Origin of the sequence: Chryseobacterium herbae, assembly GCF_025154075.1 — a bacterium.
Taxonomy (GTDB): Bacteria; Bacteroidota; Bacteroidia; order Flavobacteriales; family Weeksellaceae; genus Chryseobacterium; species Chryseobacterium herbae.
Genome location: NZ_JAOAMU010000003.1, coordinates 538756 through 557601, shown reverse-complemented (window position 1 = coordinate 557601; position 18846 = coordinate 538756). Strand labels below are relative to the sequence as shown.

Sequence of the window (18846 nt, the reverse complement as noted above, 5' to 3'; positions counted from 1 at the left end):
TACGGAATGAAAGTTAGAACCAGGCTTACTTTACTGTTTACATTAGTGACTGCAATGCTCATCAGCTTTTATGGGGTTGCCATTTACTATTCGTCAAAGGAAGCCAGGGAAACTTCGTTTTATACAGAACTCAAAAGTGAAGCTGTAGCTAAAGCCAACCTCTTTTTCCAGGGTGATTTGAGTGAAAAGGAAATGCATCAGCTGTACAAAAATAATACGCAGACTTTAAGTGAAGTACAGGTGGCTATTTATGATTCCGGGTTCAATCTTGTGTATCATGATGATTCAAAAGTGGATTATGTGAAGGAAAATACTGAGATGCTATCCAAAATTTTCAAAAGTAAACAGCTTTTCTTTTTTCTGGATGACTTTCAGGTGGCAGGAATTGTTTATTCTCATCAGGGAAAACAATATGCCATCACTGCTGCGGCTTATGATCAGTATGGTTATAATTCGATTAATCATTTGCTGACGATCAGTATTGTTTCATTCATTATTATTCTCGTGCTTATTTATCTGGCGGGTCTTTTTCTTTCGAAAAAAGCGCTTAGTCCGGCGGTAAAAATGGTAGAACAGATCAAAAGGATCAATGCCGGAAAACTACAACTGAGATTGGATGAATCTGAAGAGAAAGGAGAATTTCACGAGCTTGAAAAGAGCTTCAATCAAATGCTGGAAAGACTGGATCATTCTTTCAGTACCCAAAAACATTTTGTTTCCAATATTTCCCACGAACTGAATACACCGCTTGCTGCTATGACCGCCGAGCTGGAACTGGCTTTACAGAAAAATTATACTCAGGAAGAATATCAGAAAATCATTCTGAATGCATTAACGGATGTAAAAAACATGAGCAAACTTTCGGGAAGTCTAATGGATCTTGCCAAAGCCAGCTATGATCCTGCGGAAATAAGTTTCTCTGAGATCAGAATCGATGAAATCCTGATGGATTCTTACGCTAAAATCAGAAAAGAAAATCCGCAGTATATCATCCATCTGAATATTGATCCCGAAATGGATGAGCAGAAACTAATCCATAGAGGAAATCCTTATCTTCTTCTGGTGGCATTCAACAATCTTATCGATAACGCCTGTAAATATGCTTCGGATGGCAGCTGTCTCATTGATGTTGCATTGGTCGCCGATCATCTTTCCATCCAATTCATCAATACCGGAATCTCCATTTCCGAAAAAGATCAGCAGAACATTTTCAAACCTTTCTACAGAGCCGAAAATTCCTTCAATAAAAAAGGATACGGAATCGGTCTCTATCTTACTCAAAAGATCATCGATCTTCATCAAGCCCGAATTCAGGCCTCTTCGGAGGAAAATACGACTAGCTTTCAGATCCTGTTTACATGAATTCATTTGAGACATCAGATGCCAGATTTCAGATTTCAGACAGAATCGTGGTAAACTAGAAATTTAGATTAACTTATAAAGGTTTCGGGATGCGGGATACGATTTCCGAACCACCAACTAAACTCCACACTCATATACTCTCCGGCTCTCAAACTCTCCAACTCTAATACCCTCAAACCCCTATACTCTCCAACTTCTAACTTCTCTAATAGAATTCTAATAACATTCTAAAACATCTCTAACGGCCTGCCACAGCTGTTACTTCTACTTTTGCAGCAAAATAATTCAAACTATGGACACAGATCCTGCCAGTTATTATCAACCTTAAGGCTTTTCTGAGCATACTTTTTCCGTGTGCCTGAAAAAAGGCCTGCAAAAAAGAAAAAGTTATGAATACATTAGAATTTGGTACACGCTTACTGACTGCTCTTATTTTGGGCGCCTCCATCGGTTTTGAAAGACAGTGGCATCAGAAAAGTGCGGGCCTCAGAACCAATACACTGGTATGTCTGGGATCGGCGGCATTTGTTTTATTATCCCTCAGAATCGGGGGTGATGCTACGGGAAGAATAGCTTCCTATATTGTGAGCGGCATTGGCTTTCTCGGTGGTGGTGTCATCATGAAAGACGGACTTACCGTACGAGGACTGAATACCGCTGCTACCATCTGGTGCTCTGCATCCGTAGGCTCACTGGCTGCTTTAGGATTTGTTACCGAGGCAGGAATGACTGCCGGCCTCATTATTTTAACGCATACCATATTACGCCCGCTGGGAAAAACATTAGGTTCTAAAACCATCCGCACCAGCACTTCAGAATATCTGATCACGATTAAATGCAGAACGGAAATTGAAAACCATGCAAGAGTTTTGCTGATGCAGTCATTCAATTCCACCGATCAGATCTTGCTCAAATCCCTTACCAGCGACGATACAGATACGCCTGAAAACATTATTATTTCCGCCGAAGTATATTCCGCATCTCCACAGGATAACATTATAGAAAAGGCAGTGAGCAGACTCACCCTGGAAGATAAAATCACAAGGGTAAGCTGGGAAATCATCGGCACTGAAAGCGATTTATAAACCTAAAAAATCAATGTAAAATGATCCATCTAAACAATAAACAACGACCACTAAACATATCCTTTATGAAAATACTGATCTTCTCTCCTGTTCTTGCTCTTATCATTTCCTGCAGTGGTAAAAAAGAAGAACCTCAACAAAAAGAAGCATTCCACATCCAGGGAAACCTTGTTACCATAACGAACAACGATCCTGTCTTAAAAAAAATTACTACAGAAACGGTGACTGAGCAAGAGTCTGGCAACAGCATTACTTCAGCCGGAACCATAGAAACCATTCCTAATAATTATGCGGAAATAGCGAGTCCGTTTTCGGGAAGGGTCATCAGATCCTTTGTAACGATCGGACAGCACGTCAATGCAGGAAGTCCGGTTTTTGAAATCCTTGCTCCCGGATATTCTTCCGTTCAGAAAGACTATTCCGATGCATTGAATGATGTGAGACTGGCGGGAAAAAATTACAAACGTCAACAAGATCTTGTTAAGCACGGTGTCGGTATCCAAAAAGAACTGGAAGAGGCAGAAACTGAATACAAAAATAAAAAGACCTCACTATCCAACGCTTCGTCAACACTGAATGCATATAACAGCAAAAGCTCTGGTGGAACCTATATTATAAAAGCCCCGATCAGCGGAGAAATTATTTCCAATAAGATCGTCACCGGGCAGTATTTAAAAGAAGACTCGGAACCCGTGGTGATTATCGCTGAACTTTCAAAAGTCTGGATCACCGGTGCTGTGAAAGAGAAAGACATCCGTTTTATAAGCCCCGGAGACCCTGTATCCGTGAAAGTCAATACCTATCCGGATATGGAAATTACCGGAAAGGTGTATCATATCAGTGAACTGGTAGATGAAGATACCCGAAGTATTAAAGTCCTGATTCAATGTGATAATCCACAAAGAAAATTAAAGCCCGGAATGTACGCAGCGGTTACATATTCTGCCGGAACAGAAAAAGCGGTAGTGATTCCTTCTGGTGCTCTGATGCAGCAGGGAGACCGTCAGTATGTCTGGGTACAATCTGGCAAACAGGAATTTACAAAACGTATTGTAGTTCCCGGTAATACTTCTGAGAAAGCAGTAAGGATCAATTCCGGGCTCAAACCAGGAGATATCATCATGACTCAGGGTGGAATCTACATGCCGGATACCAAATAACAACCTTTAAAAGTCAGGAAACTTTCGCCTGGCGAACAGCACGATTTCCAGACAATCAATCAATCTTATGAAAAAATTACTCACACTCTCCATACAGAAGAGATGGCTGATGCTTGCCCTTTTCTTACTATTAGGAATTTTCGGATATTATTCCTGGACTAAACTCTCTGTGGAAGCGTATCCGGATATTGCCGACACAACATCACAGGTAGTGACACAGGTTCCCGGACTGGCTGCTGAAGAAATAGAACAACAGATCACCATTCCTCTGGAAAGATCTCTGAATGGTCTTCCGGGAATGCACATTATGAGAAGCAAAAGTACTTTCGGATTGTCTATCATCACGATGGTTTTTGATGACGGTGTTGATGACTATTGGGCTAGACAGCGCATTCAGGAAAGACTATCCGAAGCGGAACTTCCTTACAATGCTCAACCCGGTCTGGATCCTTTAACCTCTCCTGTAGGCGAAATCTACCGCTACATCATTGAAGGTAACGGGCAAAGCCTGAGAGAACTTACTGATCTGCAGAATTTTGTCATTATCCCAAGAATCAAACAGGTCACGGGGATTGCGGATGTGACGAATTTCGGCGGAATCACCACCCAGTTTCAGATTGAGCTGAATCCTCAGAAACTGGATCAGTATGGATTATCTTTATCTGAAGTCACAGAAACTATCACCAAAAATAACAGTAATGCCGGAGGAAGTATGCTCCCAAGAGGTGACCTGGCTTATGTGGTACGTGGAATCGGACTCATCAAAGATTTAGATGACCTGGGAAAAATTGTTATTAAAACAGAAAAAGGCGTCCCTGTATTTCTGAATGATGTCGGAACTCTGAAATACGGAAATCTTGAAAGAAAAGGAATTCTGGGTTATACGGACAGGAGTCGTAATTACAACGAAAGTACAGGAGGAATTGTATTACTGTTAAAAGGGCAAAATCCTTCCGTCGTTTTAAAGGATGTTCATCAGGCTATTGAGGAACTGAACACCCATACTCTTCCGGCAGGCGTAAAAATTCATGCTTATCTGGACCGGACCGATCTCGTGAATACAACGCTGACTACAGTTACTCATACTTTAACGGAAGGAATTGTTCTGGTCATTATTATTCTGATTGTATTTCTGGGAAGCTGGAGAGGAGCCTTGCTTGTAGCGATTACCATTCCACTGTCGCTTCTTATTGCATTTATTCTGATGTATTTCACCCATATTCCTGCTAATCTTTTGTCGTTAGGTGCCATAGATTTCGGGATTATTGTAGACGGATCCATTGTGATGCTTGAAGCCATTTTAAAAAAGCGGGAAGACCATCCCGAGCAGGAGCTGGAAGAGAAAACCATCATCCAGAGGGCTACAGAAATTGCAAAACCTATTTTCTTTTCGACTGTCATTATCATTACCGCTTATCTTCCACTGTTTGCTTTTGAACGGGTTGAAAAGAAGCTCTTCACTCCTATGGCTTTTACAATAGGTTACGCATTGTTGGGAGCATTGGCAGCAGCACTGATCTTAATTCCCGGACTGGCTTACGTCATCTATAAAAAACCACAGAAAATTTTTCATAACCGATGGCTTGAAAAAATAAGCAGCCTGTATGGTAAAAGAATCGAAAGAATCATCAAAGCTCCTAAAAAAATATTGATTCCCGCGGGTGTTATATTGCTTTCTGCAGGCTTCCTTTCTTTCATGGTGGGTAAAGATTTCCTTCCTGAGCTGGATGAAGGATCGATCTGGCTTCAGGTACAGCTTCCACCCGGAATTTCATTAGACAAAGCGAAGGAAATGAGTGATTCTTTACGCACCCAGACCATGAAACATTCCGAAGTTACTTATGTGATGGTACAGGCCGGAAGAAATGATGACGGTACAGATCCATGGACCGCTTCCCATTTTGAGGTTTCCGTAGGAATAAAGCCTTACAAAGAATGGGCATCAGGAAAAACCAAAGCGGATCTGATCAAAGAACTGGCGGATGATTATAAAAATATGCCAGGATTTTCTGTAGGATTTTCCCAACCCATGATCGATGGAGTTATGGATAAAATTTCCGGTGCGCACAGTGAACTGGTTGTAAAAGTATACGGTGATGATTTTGACGGAACCAGAAAAATTGCCGAACAGATTCTTTCCACTTTAAAAAAGATTCCGGGCTCTGCTGATCTTGCTATCGATCAGGAGCCACCGCTTCCTCAGCTGCAAATCATCGCGGACCGGGATAAAATTGCACAGTACGGTCTGAATGTTTCCGATGTAGCCGACCTCATCGAAACGGCTCTGGGTGGAAAAGCGATTTCACAAATATTTATTGGCAATAAAGTCTATGATATTTCTTGCCGGTACGCCGAAGACAGCCGAAATACTCCGGATAAAGTCGGAAATCTTATGCTGACTTCAGCTTCAGGAGCTAAAATACCGCTTTCACAGGTAGCTGAAATTAAATTAAGCACCGGAGAAAGCACAATCACCCGGGAAATGAATAAGAGACATCTTACGGTTAAATTGAATTTAAGAGACCGGGATTTATCTTCTTTCCTGAAGGAAGCACAGGATACCATTGAAAAAGATATCCGCTATGATCATCAGAAGTACCAGATCAAATGGGGCGGACAATTTGAAAATAAAAACAGGGCTTATTCCCGACTGGCTTTCATCGTCCCCTTGGCTTTGGCTGTCATGTTTTTACTTCTTTACGGAGCATTCGGAAGTTTCAGACAGGCGCTTGTTCTGATGAGTATTATTCCATTGGCATTATTCGGAGGTATGCTGGCCTTGAATGTACGCGGAATGACTTTAAATGTTTCTTCGGCTGTCGGTTTTATTGCGCTGTTCGGAGTGGCGGTACAGAACGGAGTGATCATGGTCTCGCATATCAATACGCTCAGAAAACAGGGATTGAATTTAAAAACATCCGTGATCAAAGGAGCGGAAGACCGTTTCAGACCTGTACTGATGACTGCTTCCGTAGCCGTTATAGGATTATTCCCGGCTTCATTAGCTACTGGAATTGGCTCCGATGTACAGAGACCTTTAGCCACAGTGATCGTGTATGGACTTATGTTTTCAACGCTCCTTACTTTATTTATCCTGCCGGCGATCTATTATCTCGCAGAATATCGTTTTGACCAACCTAAATTAACATCAGATGAAAGCTAAAATCACTTTAATTATATCAATAGGCCTATTATTTCCAATTGCACTGAAAGCCCAGGAAAAGGAAACTTTAAATTTCTCGTCTTATCTGAATGAGGTCAGGGAAAAAAATTTAAACTATGCTGCTCAGAAATACAATGTGAGCATGGCTGAAGCTTCTATCCTGACGGCAAGTATTTTTCCCGATCCGCAGCTTGAAATGGAAACCTCAGATAACGGGGTTTCAAAAAAGATGGGCTATACCATCGGAACTTCATTGAGCTGGACCCTTGAACTTGGACAAAAAAGAAAGGCAAGAATAGAAACTGCAAAAAATCAGGCCGAATATACCAAACTCCTGCTTCAGGATTTTCTGAGAAATCTAGTGGCTGATGCTTCTCTCGGATATATTGAAGCTTTAAAAACAAAAGCTCTGGTGGATGTTCAGAAAGATTCTTATCTCAGTATGCAGCAGCTTGCCAAATCCGACAGCATTCGGTACAAACTTGGAGCTATTTCTCAGGTTACCTCCAAGCAAAGCAGACTGGAAGTTTCTTCTTTGCTAAATGATTTGTATATGGCGGAAAGTACAAGCAGACAAGCTTTCTCCGCACTTTCCATATTCTTAGGAACAAATTTGGAAAAAAAGGACATCAGCGGAGACTTCAAAGATTTTAACAGAGATTTCAATCCTGAGGATCTGATTCTCGAGGCGGTCAATAACAGAACTGATCTTCTGGCTTCCAAACAGAACATCAATACCGCTGCGAGTCTTGTTCAGCTTGAAAAGTCTAAACGGGTCATCGATCTCGGACTCAGTGTAGGCGCAGAGCATAATACGTGGGCAACGAATGAAATTGCTCCCTCACCTGCTGTGAATGCAGTAAAACTGGGAGCGAGTATTCCTCTGAAATTTTCAAACCGTAGAAATGCGGATCTGAAAATAGCTGAAATGGGCCGTATGCAGGCGGAAACAGAATACAAACAGACTCAAAATAGTGTCCGGACGGAGGTTATGCAGGCTTATCAGCAGTATCATGCAACACAGAAGCAGCTGAAACAGTTTGATAATGGCATGCTTTCAGAGGCGAAAAATATTCTGGATGGTATCAGCTACAGTTATCAGCGAGGTGAAAGTTCTATTCTGGAAGTTCTGAATGCGCAGAGAACATATAATGATATCAGGCAGCGTTATATTGAAACGGTGGCTGATAATGCGGTGGCACTTGTAGAACTGGAACGGAAAACGGGGATTTGGGATATAGATTTTTGATATTAATCGAGTTTCTTAGTTCTCGCGGATGATTGTGGGTATTTGTGTTGAAAAAATTTAAGTGGAAGGGGGCTTCGAGAGCCTCAGCCCCCAGAAATATTTGTCTTCAAAAATGATAGTCGTAATGAAGTAAGCGAAAAGTCTGTTTCTTTTTTGAAACGGGCTTTTTTACTTTTTAAGCTGGCTTTCATAAATATTGATCCAGTCTTCCACTGTCATTTTTTTGCTTACCTCAGCAATGAGCTCAAAAGGAATATCTTCTATCTTTTTGAAGCGGACACAGGATTTTCCCATATCCAGTTTTCGTTTGGAATGTTTAGGATATTCTGTGACAAACCAATCCAACAGTTCAGGATTGGCGTAGATTCCCATATGATAGAAGGCGATGAAATTCTTTTGCGAAGCCAGACCCATGAATGGCAGCGGTGAACCCGGCGTACAGTGATAGCCTGCAGGATATGTTTCCAGAGGAACATTCCATCCTATCATTCCATAACTGACACCTTCCTGAAAACCTTTCGGCAGATTGTCATTCACGGTATCATATAATTTCTTGAATACTTCCTGTCTTTCTTCAGGAATTTTTGAGATATAATCGGCTACAGAGTCGGCTGGAATTTGCATATTCGGTCAAGTTTTATAATGTTCCAAATTAATAAAATTTAGAATACCTACAATGATGACTGAACATATATTGATACGGTCTTTAATTCAATAATAATTTTCTAAACAATCGTTTAATAGCTTGCACTTACACCAAGGGACAAACCGGCACTTTCCGGTACAAATCTGCATACACCGCCCACGCACAGCAATCCTCCCCGCTGTCTTCCGTATGAAGCCTGAACCCTGAAACTATTTTTTCTGAATACCAGACCGCCGGTGTAATAATGCAATTGTTTTTCTTTATCCGGATTACCATAGTTATAAAGATCATTGATGAAAACGGACCAGTTCTTTTTAAAATTATATTCAGCCAGGCCGGCAACCCAATTTCCGTGGTAACTATCTGCCCACTGATGCTGGAGTTCCAGTTTCACAGAGCTTTTTGAAAATTTATAGATATTATCCAGAACTATTGTTTTTGCTTTCACCTCGCCTACTGTCTCTTCGGTTCTGTACGTGTTATAATACTGGTTGATGAAAACAAAAGCAATCTTCCAGCTGTCCTGTAGTTTTGTTCTTATATCTATACTTTGATCAGCATAATATTTTTCCCCGAGCTTTAAAAAATCTGTCCTGTAATTATTATTATCATTGATATAATTGCGATAGGTTCCTTTGAGACCATACCAATTGGAAATATTCAGGGACAGATCAACACCGTATTTTCCTCCGAGGAATGTTCCTTTCTTTATTTTATAAAAAATATCGAACTGGGAGCCTATCTCCCCTGATTTTTTTTGAGGCAGAAAGGCAAGTCTGGGCTGTGCCTGATACACATAGATATTGGCAAGACTGTAGTCATACTGCTTTGTAAGTGCCGGCAAATAATCCAGAACAGCATTATGGTAAATATTTCCGATCTGGTCACGCTGGGAATATAAATTGAAATTTTCCAGCCTCCGGAAATTGGCGATAATTCCAAACCGGTCCGTAGCATATGATAGATTGAGGTAATAAGCATTTCCTGAGAAGGTATTATTCGGATCCAAAACGGTGACCTGTTTTATATTGTCTTTAGTTTTGTAGAGATATTCGAATTCCATGGCAAATTTGGAATACTCCATTTTCAGACGTGATGCATACACATCTACATTTTTCGGGTATAGAGCATTTTCTCTGTTGTTTTCATACTTGGTAACGTAGCTAAACTCTACGCTGGTCCGGAGATTTTTCACATTCATCAGAGAATCAAGTTTAACCTCAGCATCCAACCCACCGATCATCCCATCGGTAAGTTTAAACCCTGATCTTTGTTTTCCTGCCAAAGCTTTCACCGTTATGATCTGATCCGGGTCGGAATATTTTATTTTAGCCCCAAGCAGAGAATTGGCTATTCCAAGCTGTTTGTCTTCCCAGAGACGTAGCGCCAAACCACTTCCGAACTGTTCATAAAAGTGACCTAAAGTTACATCAATCCCAGCTTTCTCGTTATTGTAATTGACATAATAAGTGGCTAAGTTGGTCTCTTTAAAAGCCGGAGAATAATTAAGTAAAGCCTTAGGTTCATAGGATTCCAGCTGTGCTCCGAAAGTGAAGTTTTTCAGTTTATAATTCAGATTCAGATAATTATTGGATCTGAATCTGTGAGAGGCCTCTGCTTCGGACAGTTTTATTTTATCATCATCTATATAGTATTGGGAGTTAGATTCTAAATTTACAGTCAGCTGACAAAAAAATTGAGTACTAAAAAGGAACAGAGTACCGATCATTAATTTATTCACCATTTTCAAAAGATTAATTTTTATAACAATCTTTAATTTTCGCAATCAGTTCATCCTCGTCGCCGGAGGAATATCCCACATGAGAATACACTATTTTACCCTTATGGAGAAGGACTAAATAAGGAATACTGTTCACATTCAATGCTCTTTTCAGCGTCTGGTTGGAATCCAAAAGTATGGTATAAGGCCATCCTTTGCTTTTAACTACTGTTTTTACTTTTGAAGCTGTACGGGCATCATCGGTAGACACAGCATACACACTGAATTTAGCCTCCTTCTGCCAGTCCTCATACTTTTCATGGATGGTATTAAGTTCTTCCATACACGGCAGACACCAGGTGGCCCAAAAAGTAAGTACAACAGGATCCGAAGAATCTATTTTTGAGACATTTATCTTTTCATTATTCAAGTTGCTGATGGATACATTGGGAACCTCCTGAGCATAGAAGAGATGGAGGAACAAAAGCAGAATCACAGATAATATTTTTTTCACCATTGCAGATATTTTTTTTACAAACATACAGAATAAAAATTAACGATATGTTAATTATTATTGTATATTTGCAATAATAACATCAAATAAAACATAAATTTATTAAATATTCGATAAAATAATAAGTAAAATATTAATCGATTTACTCAATGAATTTGATAACATTTTAGAGAACCGATTTTTAACTGAATATTTTAAAAACAATATGAAAAAAAACTTAATATTTCTTATTCCTGGCATACTTGTTTTTTTCATCCTCCTGGCATGTCAGGGCTCAGCAAGTGATGAAGGCAACTCAGTAGTAACCTATCTGACGGTAACTGCTGAAGGCGGAAATGAAAAATTAGTAGGGAAAACATTTATTTTTAAGGTGAAAGATAATCTTACGAATGATGTTACCTCCCAAAGTCTGATTTATATCAATGATCAGGTGATTTCGGGAAATACCTTTACTCCTACCGAGAAAGGAAACTATACTGTACGAGCTGAATACAGAGATCTACCCCTAAACCCGATCGCTGTAAAAGCTGTTGTAAACAGCGGAATAAGTTTTAAGCACAGAATCTTATACGAGGATTTTACAGGAACATGGTGCGGCTACTGTACCATAGCACTGGCAAGACATGATAATCTGGTGCATCAGACCGAGGATTTTGTTTTTATAGGAATTCACGGTCCAGCCGGAACTACTGATCCGTGGTCCAATGGTACGAGCACGGAAATGGAAACTTTAAAAAACGTTACAGAGTGGCCGGCAATGTTTATCAACAGAAATACGGTATGGCCTTATGATTCCAATTATACAGATATGTCTTTACCGCTGGGACAGTTGAGTGCTTTCAGTAAAATCGGAATAAGAATGAAATCTTCGGTTTCCGGAAATATCTTTACTACGGAGGCTTCAGTTTTATTCACTGAGAATTTCACCCATCTTAAAATGGCAGCATTTCTGGTGGAAGATGGGCTGGTGCATCATCAGAAAAATTATATCAGTTCGCTTTATGGAGGCACCAGTTACATTTACAATTATATCCATCACAACGTTTTACGAAGCAAACTGACCTCTTCCGTAACCGGAGAGAGTATTCCCAACACCCAGACCGTCACATCCGCTGAATACACCCGATCTTTTCAGTATACGGTTCCGGCAGGTTACAATGCGGACAAACTTAAAATTATTATTATGATCACGGATGCCAACGGCACTGTACTCAATGTAAGAGAAGAGAAAATAAACACCACCAACACTTACGAATTTTTATAACAACCTTAAATTTTTAACAATATGAAAAAGATTTTATTTTTTATGGGTATTCTTATTTCAGGAATACATTTTTCCCAGACTTATTACACTCAGGATTTTAATACTACCGGGCTTAACAGCTGGGTCAGTACAGACATTGACGGGGATGGCAAACAATGGATTAACTCAAACCTATCCAGTGTAAATGCGGGTCTAGGGACCGGATCGCTGATATCCAGGTCCTGGACAAGCGCGGGTGCAATAACTCCAAATAATTTAATCACGTCTCCACTGATTAACTTGGGATTGGTCACTGCAAGTAATGCTTACCTGCAATACGACCTTGCAACGGCACCCAGTTATCCTGCTGAAAGATATTCAATATATGTCACAACCTCCAATGTATCAGGAACGATCACATCATCTACTCCGGTCTACACAGAAACAGTTGCTACGGGAGGTTTTCAAAGCAGATCAGTAAACCTTACACCTTTTATTGGACAAGAGGTTTACATCTCATTCAGACATTATGAATGTACAGATCAAAACTATTTAATTGTAGATAATATTCAGGTAAAAACTCTTGCTGACAAAGATATCGCCCTTAAAAACATTTTCCTCACCGAATACGGTCTCATCAGCACTGATTACCAGCTTAAGGCAACAGTAAGAAACAACGGATCAGAAGCTGTTAATAATATCACTCTTAATTGGAATGATGGGGCAACGGACCACATTTCTACCATTCCATTATCTTCTCCGCTTAATGCAGGACAGGAAATCACCGTTACCCATCCTGCAGCCATCAATTATTCCACAGTGACAGAAAAAAATATGGCGGTAACAGTGACCCAAATAAACGGAACTGCCGATACAACGCCTGCTGACAACAGCAAAAATACGATGTTCAGAACTGTAAGTCAAAATTCACCTAAAAAGGTATTGGTTGAAGAAGGTACCGGAACCTGGTGTGGATGGTGTCCGAGAGGTGCGGTTGCCATGAAATATATGGATACCAATTATCCGGATGACTTTATTGGGATTGCAGTACACAACAGCGACCCTATGGCGGTAAGTGAATATGATACCGGATCTAATTTCAACGGATATCCGTCTATGAATGTGGACAGGGCTGCTTTAAATAAAGGGGTAACCAATACCGAAATGACCACACAGGTGACTACAAGAAAAACGCTTATTACCCCTGCACAGCTCAATGCATCCGGAGGTTTGACAGGAAACTCACTTACCCTTAATACTTCCGCTACATTCAGAACCATGATAAGCAATGCCAATTTCAGATTTGCCGTGGTTTTGGTAGAAGATGGTGTAAAAGGAACTACTACTGCTTATAATCAAAAAAATTATTATGCAGGCGGAAACAATGGAGCTATGGGAGGATATGAAACCTTACCAGATCCGGTACCTGCAGCACAAATGACCTATGATCATGTAGGCAGAATGCTGCTAGGCGGATACACGGGACAGGCAGGTTCAGTTCCTACCACAATTACAGATGGGCAGGTTGTCAATTATCTATTCACAGCAAATATTCCAACTACTTATAATCTGGCCAAAGTGAAAGCCGTTGTGCTTTTATTAAATGGTGTGACCGGTGAAGTAATCAATGCACGTTCTTTCCTTCTTGGTTCTTTAGGAACAAGTACGACTGAAACCAATTCCAATTACCTAACCGTATATCCTAACCCAACCTCAGAATATATCAAGGTACAGGCTAATAAAAATGTAGATCTTAAACTTTATGACGTCTCAGGAAAAGTTGTTTTAGAAAAAACAAATGTAGCACCGGACAGCCCGGTTTCCGTTGAAAAACTAGCTAAAGGAGTTTACATTATTTCTATTACAGAAAAAGGTTCAGAACCAAAAACACAAAAATTAATTATAAAATAATAATCTAAAAGCACTGGGCTCCAGGCCGGAGCTCAGTGCTTTTTCTTAACAAATAAATTTATGAAGAATTTTATTTTTTTACTGCTGGGTGTTTTTACCCCTTGTTTTAGTCAGGCACAGTTGGCTTTGGTAAAAGAAAACGGAGCCTCAATTTCCAATGGACAGATTTTCACCTACAATACAACCAACGAAAGCTCTGCTACACTTTACTATAAAATTAAAAACACCTCTTCATCTGCCGTTAACGTACGTATTAAGATTCTTAGCATCCAAAATGGGACAGGAAGTGGCTTTCAATTCTGCTACCTGAATACCTGCCTCCCTTCTGTAGCTCTCAATGCTGTATATCCTTCAAATTCCAACACACCCATTACGATCAATGGCAACTCAGAGACCCCTGCCAGTGGCTATAATATGTGGAATTCCAATACAGGAAGCGGAACATTCCCGATAGATTATACGGTAAAATTTTATCTGGTAGATGATTTTAATAATGAGTACGGAACACCGGTTACCATTGTGTACCGATATGACCCTAATGCCATGTTAGCAACTGATGAGGCAGGAAAAAAACAGAAACAATTTGCTTCTGTATCCTCTACTCTATTTAAAAGTAATATCTCCATTATTTCAAAAGAGAATATTACTTATCGTATAAGCAATATGGAAGGGCGTATCGTATTACAAGGAAATCTCAAAAAAGGAGATGAAGCAATAGATACGTCTACAATGAACACAGGAACATACATTATAAGCCTGCAGAATGATCATGGAAAATTGATTTCAGAGAAAATCATTAAAAATGATTAATTGGCAGAATTGATACCTCAACCTAAAATAAAAACGGTGGCTATAATGAAATAACCACCGTTTCTTTATTAAATAAAAAAAATTATTTTTTGATCGCTTTCACCGTAGATTGTGAACCGTCTTTGAAATAAATCGTTACAAAATACAACCCTGTATTCAGCGTGCTCAGATCAAGCTCTTTCACAGCGCCCGTAAAGGTTTTTAAGGCTCTGCCCGAAGCGTCCCCTACCATTACAGATTTCACTTCTCTGGTATCTGAAATGTACAGAATATCTTTGAATGGATTTGGGTGAACAGATGCTTTCTTTACACCGTCTTTCACTTCAGATGTACTTAGTTGAGCATTTTCAACGGTAAAGTTGTCAACATAAAAATTGTAATCTGGATTATCATTTACAGTTCCGGCTGTTGCGTAAAAAGCAAATACAGTATTCACACTGTTGTATCCAGTTAAGGTATAAGAATATTGCGTTGACGTATTGGTAGGTGCATTGGCTGCATTCCATGTCTGCAAGACTGTCCAGGTAGATCCGCCGTCATTCGATACCAGAAACTGGACCACATCATCAGATCCCATTGGTGAAGAAGCAGTACTTAGATACGCTGCAACTCCATAATCAAATTTAACTTTATAGGAACCTGCAGAAAGATTAAATGGCAGTGTTTTTAGCCAGCCTACTCTGTTGGTAGAATACAAATTGATCGTTGCTGATCCACCTGATCCCGTTCCTAAGAATCCACCTGATGCCCAAAGACTGCTTGTTCCTGTAGGACCTGTAGCAGGAGTACCTCCGGAAAGATTACTGGTCCAGCATGTTCCAGGGAAAGTGCTGAAGTCATTCGTGTAAGACGGGACTATTGTTCCACACAACGTGGTAAATGTTCCCGATTGCGACCAAACGCTCTGAGCCGTTGCGGTGCTACAATTCGTTCTTACCCAATAATAGTAAACCGTACTTGATGATAAGGACGGAATGGTAAAGGAAGTTCCTGTAACTCCAGGATGATTCGGCACTGTTGCAGCGGTAGGCGCTGTATTGGTTGTACTGTAATACACATCATAGCTTACAGCCTGAGTACTGGCCGGTACTGTCCATGAAACCTGAGCAGAGCTTGAAGTAAGCGTACCTACAGGCTGAAGTGTTGGAGCCACACAATCTGTATAGGCATCCGCTGAAAAAGCAAAAACATTGGCAATTCCTGTACCGCTGACTTTAGTCACCGTGATACTTTGAATTGGCTTAGTCTGATTGGCTGCATCAAGCGTCAATAAGGACTGATACAATCTCGGGTTTGTAGAATTCGGTTCTAAAACATTATTCGCTCTGTTGATTCGTCCGATCCCCCGGACGGCATAGTTTGTCCCGTCATACCAGTCAGAGACTACTACTCCTGAAAATATCTGAGTGCTGCTATCCGTAAAGTTGACCGTTACATTCACTGTACATGGTCCGCTTCCTCCGGTAGCAAGCATATATACTTTAAAAGCAGGAATAGGTGTGATAAATGACAATGTTCCGCTTGTCCCACTGGTGGAAATTTTAAGAGAATTATTCCCATAAAGATCTCCCAGTTTGTAGCTCAATCCGGGTGTAGAAGCCACTACAGAATTTACGATCCCGTTTACAGGAAGTCCGTAGGTGAGTGCCGTACTTGTAGGGGTAAGCTTAAAATCCCTTGCGACAAAGGCAAAAGAAACACCGTCAACGTCTTCTGTGGTGCTTGATAAGGCAGAACCTACATCATTGGCAATGACATCTGCCGTGTATCCGGACTGGACTGGCATGGTCTGATAGTTTTGGGCATTCATAGCTGATGCCGCAAAAAGAGTCATAAGAGGAAGGACTCTCAATGGTAAATGTATTTTCATAATTATTTTTTATTAGCGCTGAAATTTAATAAAAAATACAATACAAAATTGATATTTTTATGAAATAACCAAATATTCATTAATAATATTAAGATATCAACATATTCTGGTATATGGAAAATTTATTTTGCAACCAAATATTTTATTCACATTTTAATATGTTATTTTAACAATTTCAATCATTTTGACCTATAATCAATCTCCAATAGTTCCAATTTTTAACAAACTGAGGACCAGTATCAAGCGTAAATAAAAAGGATTATGTTCATAATCAAAAGAACAGGCAACAATCAATTTTAATTTGCTGATTTTCAAAACAATTAAAAAGCACTCAAAATGGATAACAGGTTATTTTATTATTGAGAAATTAAATCTTATTTTTGCCATACAAATTTTTTGAACAATGCCGAATATTTCAAACAGAGCACAGCATATGCCGCCATCGCCGGTAAGAAAACTGGTTCCTTACGCTTTAAAAGCGAAACAGCAGGGAATAAAAGTATATCACCTTAATATCGGGCAGCCTGATATTGAAACACCGGAAACCGCTTTAAATGCTTTAAAGAATATTGATCTTAAAGTATTAGAATATGCACTTTCTGAAGGTAATATAGAATATAGAAAAGCCCTTACGGAATATTATCACACGTTAGGTTTTTCAGACCTTACACCTGATAATTTCATTGTGACCAATGGTGGTTCTGAAGCGCTGAATTTTGCAATTTCTACTTTATGTGATGACGGAGACGAGGTGATTATTCCTGAGCCTTACTATGCCAATTACAACGGTTTTACGAGCACATTCAACGTACATGTGGTAGCAGTTCCGTCTACTATTGACACAGGTTTTGCTCTTCCTCCGATCGAAGAATTTGAGAAAAAAATCACTGAAAAAACAAGAGCAATCGTTATCTGTAACCCGGGTAACCCTACCGGATATCTTTACACCCGTGAAGAGCTTCAGAAGCTGGCAGAAATTGCTTTGAAATATGACATTGTTGTGATCTCCGACGAAGTATACAGAGAATATGTATATGACGGAAAGCTGCAGATTTCTATGCTTGATTTCCCTGAACTGAGCGACAACTGCATCATCATTGATTCAGAATCCAAGCGTTATTCTATGTGCGGAGTAAGAATCGGTTGTATGGTAACCCGTTCAAAAAAGATCCACGATGCGGCTATGCTTTTTGCACAGGCCAGACTAAGCCCGGTTCTTTTAGGACAGATCGCAGCTACGGCGGCACACCAGAATGATGGAGCCTACATCAGAGCGGTAAGAGAAGAATACACACACAGAAGAAATATTTTGGTAGATCTTCTGAATGCTATTCCAGGGGTTATCTGCCCTAAGCCAAGAGGAGCATTCTACTGTGTGGCTGAACTTCCGGTAGATGATACTGAGAAATTTGCACAGTGGCTTTTAGAAAAATATTCCCTGAATAAAGAAACGATCATGGTAGCTCCTGCAGGAGGTTTCTACAGTGATCCTGAGTTAGGAAAAAAACAGGTAAGAATTGCTTATGTGCTGAAAGAAGCAGATCTTAGGAAAAGTGCTGAAATCCTGAAACAAGCACTGAAGACCTACAGAGAAGAATTCAGCCTATAAAAATACAATATATGATGCCGGCAATAAAAAATAATTACCTGAAACTTCTGTTTTCACTATTTTTGCTGCCGGCATTTTTTTCCTGTGACAAGAAAAAAGAACAGATTCCCGCCGCTCTTCAGCATCCTAATGAGATCACTTTCATCAGCTTATCCAATATAGGAGGTGAACAGGGAAACTACAAGATCATCAAAGTCACTAAAGATTCCATCCATGCTGAACAAGGCATCGCAGAGCAACAGACTCATCAAGAATGGAGCTCAGCGATCACTGCACAGAACTGGAAAAATCTGATCGCTTCCATCAAAGTTAAAGATCTTGATGAAATACAAAGTTCTCCAAGTAAGCAGTCTGTAGACGGCATCGATGAAACTTTTCAGATCAGAACTCCGAAAAAGTCGCATATTTATGTCAATTCTTATGCAGATACGGTGCATTACAAACAGCTGAAACAGTTTAAAGAACAACTCAACCTCCTTCTTCCCACAGAATATCAATAACAAT

14 protein-coding genes are annotated in these 18846 nt (G+C 40.0%); 10 read left to right on the top strand and 4 right to left on the bottom strand.

Translation table 11 applies throughout. The features are described 5' to 3' along the window. Positions 1-6: 6 nt before the first annotated feature. The 5 genes from N0B48_RS12520 (at position 7) to N0B48_RS12500 (ending at position 8019) form a co-directional block, all read left to right on the top strand. Complete coding sequence (locus N0B48_RS12520) at positions 7-1362, top strand: HAMP domain-containing sensor histidine kinase (protein ID WP_259839125.1); 1356 nt, start codon at positions 7-9, stop codon at positions 1360-1362. Positions 1363-1751: 389 nt separating this feature from the next. Further along, positions 1752-2447: an MgtC/SapB family protein gene (locus N0B48_RS12515; RefSeq protein WP_034731350.1), complete on the top strand. Its 696-nt coding sequence runs from the start codon at positions 1752-1754 to the stop codon at positions 2445-2447. Between the two features lie 65 nt (positions 2448-2512). Then, a complete protein-coding gene (locus tag N0B48_RS12510) occupies positions 2513-3607 on the top strand; it encodes an efflux RND transporter periplasmic adaptor subunit (RefSeq protein WP_259839123.1) in 1095 nt (364 codons plus the stop codon). Positions 3608-3674: 67 nt separating this feature from the next. Then, positions 3675-6770, top strand: a complete 3096-nt coding sequence (locus N0B48_RS12505) for an efflux RND transporter permease subunit (RefSeq protein WP_259839122.1) — start codon at positions 3675-3677, stop codon at positions 6768-6770. After that, positions 6760-8019 (top strand): TolC family protein, encoded by a 1260-nt coding sequence (locus N0B48_RS12500; RefSeq protein ID WP_259839121.1) that lies wholly within the window; start codon positions 6760-6762, stop codon positions 8017-8019. Before N0B48_RS12505 ends, N0B48_RS12500 begins: the two co-directional genes overlap by 11 nt. Before the next feature lie 168 nt (positions 8020-8187). Here the strand turns inward: N0B48_RS12500 and N0B48_RS12495 are convergent, their stop codons facing one another. The 3 genes from N0B48_RS12495 to N0B48_RS12485 form a co-directional block, all read right to left on the bottom strand. Further along, positions 8188-8643 carry a DUF1801 domain-containing protein gene (locus tag N0B48_RS12495; RefSeq protein WP_259839120.1) on the bottom strand — a complete coding sequence of 152 codons (456 nt, stop codon included), beginning with the start codon at positions 8641-8643 and terminating at the stop codon, positions 8188-8190. Between the two features lie 113 nt (positions 8644-8756). After that, positions 8757-10409 (bottom strand): DUF6029 family protein, encoded by a 1653-nt coding sequence (locus N0B48_RS12490; RefSeq protein ID WP_259839119.1) that lies wholly within the window; start codon positions 10407-10409, stop codon positions 8757-8759. 10 nt (positions 10410-10419) lie between these two features. Further along, positions 10420-10902, bottom strand: coding sequence for a TlpA family protein disulfide reductase (locus N0B48_RS12485; protein WP_259839118.1), 483 nt, complete (start codon positions 10900-10902; stop codon positions 10420-10422). Positions 10903-11104: 202 nt separating this feature from the next. Between N0B48_RS12485 and N0B48_RS12480 the strand changes: the two genes are divergently transcribed. From N0B48_RS12480 to N0B48_RS12470, 3 genes are read left to right on the top strand one after another with little or no spacing between them, the layout of a single operon-like run. After that, entirely contained in the window at positions 11105-12163 is a 1059-nt protein-coding gene (locus N0B48_RS12480) for an Omp28-related outer membrane protein (RefSeq protein WP_259839117.1), read from the top strand. Positions 12164-12184: 21 nt separating this feature from the next. Beyond that, positions 12185-14053 (top strand): T9SS-dependent choice-of-anchor J family protein, encoded by a 1869-nt coding sequence (locus N0B48_RS12475; protein WP_259839116.1) that lies wholly within the window; start codon positions 12185-12187, stop codon positions 14051-14053. Between the two features lie 60 nt (positions 14054-14113). Next, positions 14114-14863: a T9SS type A sorting domain-containing protein gene (locus N0B48_RS12470; protein ID WP_259839114.1), complete on the top strand. Its 750-nt coding sequence runs from the start codon at positions 14114-14116 to the stop codon at positions 14861-14863. A gap of 82 nt (positions 14864-14945) precedes the next feature. Here the strand turns inward: N0B48_RS12470 and N0B48_RS12465 are convergent, their stop codons facing one another. Further along, the gene (locus N0B48_RS12465; RefSeq protein ID WP_259839112.1) at positions 14946-16733 is read right to left on the bottom strand and encodes a T9SS type A sorting domain-containing protein; all 1788 of its coding nucleotides are present in this window, start codon (positions 16731-16733) and stop codon (positions 14946-14948) included. 403 nt (positions 16734-17136) lie between these two features. Between N0B48_RS12465 and N0B48_RS12460 the strand changes: the two genes are divergently transcribed. Next, positions 17137-18342: a pyridoxal phosphate-dependent aminotransferase gene (locus tag N0B48_RS12460; RefSeq protein WP_259839111.1), complete on the top strand. Its 1206-nt coding sequence runs from the start codon at positions 17137-17139 to the stop codon at positions 18340-18342. 11 nt (positions 18343-18353) lie between these two features. Beyond that, positions 18354-18842, top strand: coding sequence for a hypothetical protein (locus N0B48_RS12455; protein WP_259839110.1), 489 nt, complete (start codon positions 18354-18356; stop codon positions 18840-18842). The last annotated feature ends 4 nt before the right edge of the window (positions 18843-18846 follow it).